The sequence below is a fragment of the Lentzea sp. NPDC003310 genome, from assembly GCF_040610935.1.
Taxonomy (GTDB): Bacteria; Actinomycetota; Actinomycetes; order Mycobacteriales; family Pseudonocardiaceae; genus Lentzea.
In genome coordinates this window covers 1-1,057 of sequence record NZ_JBEXNC010000073.1, presented here as the reverse complement: position 1 = coordinate 1,057, position 1,057 = coordinate 1, and the positions used below count along the sequence as shown (strand labels likewise).

Below are 1,057 nucleotides of genomic sequence, written 5' to 3'. Positions count from 1 at the left end.
CTTTTCCATCTATCCCTGGAAGTCTACCCATTCCTTTTTCGGGTAATAAAGCTTTAGATTTGTTTAAAACATTTTGCTTATACGTATTATTAAAGGTTTTAACAATTTCATTTGTCTGTTCAATCATTGGTATCTGATCTTCACCTACAGGGACAATGGATGCTTTAAAAGCAGTTATGTCGGCTGCCTGACTAACTGGATAAATAAAGAATCCTGTTGGAACACTATCACCAAAATTTTTTTCTTTCATTTCATTTTTGACTGTTGGATTTCTTTTTAATCGTGAAATAGAAACAAGATTTAAATAATGCATGGTTAATTCACTTAATTCGGGAATTTGAGATTGAACAAAAATATTAGACTTTATTGGATCTATACCTACAGATAAATAGTCTAATATGACTTCTATTAAGCTATTTTGAATCTTTTTAGGGTTTTTAGCATTATCAGTTAATGCTTGCTGGTCAGCTATCATAATAAAGTTGTTAAATTGGTCTTGTATTTCAACTCTTTTCTTTAGAGAGCCTATATAATGCCCAATATGAAGTTTACCAGTGGGTCTGTCTCCTGTAAGTAAATTTTCTTTTTTCATTTCCATCGCTCCTTCATATTTTCATGTAAAATGATGAACTAGATATAAGTATATAGCCTTGTTTTTTACTATTCTAACTTTAATCTAAATAAAGAAAGTTAATGAATACTATATACAAAGACACTACCTATAATTGTAATTTATGTAAACTAAATGAGAAAAGCTTAAGCGTTTTTAAACAACGTTTAAGCTTTTCCAATATATTTATATGGATTTGTCACACTTTAATAATCTCTCTTAGAAATAGTGAAGAAGTCAATTATAGCTAGTAGTATTATTGAAGCTATTGAGATAAATGTCTGCCATCCATTTAATTTGAGAGATCCAAGCCAAACATTATCAATTAAAAAGTTAAAAGGTATATATTTTAAGGCTTTTTTAACTTCATTACCATATTCTGGAATTAATGGAACTAAATTGGTTGCTATAGGTATGATTAATATAAGAAAAACACCAATTGAAAAT

1 protein-coding gene and 1 pseudogene are annotated in these 1,057 nt (G+C 28.5%); one reads left to right on the top strand and one right to left on the bottom strand.

Annotated elements, in window-relative coordinates:
• Positions 1–598: pseudogene (locus ABZX02_RS44025) on the bottom strand (tryptophan--tRNA ligase); the annotation flags it as partial.
• 240 nt (positions 599–838) lie between these two features.
• Between ABZX02_RS44025 and ABZX02_RS44020 the strand changes: the two are divergent.
• A partial coding sequence (locus tag ABZX02_RS44020; RefSeq protein ID WP_355307985.1) for a hypothetical protein occupies positions 839–1,057 on the top strand: 219 nt, incomplete at its 3' end.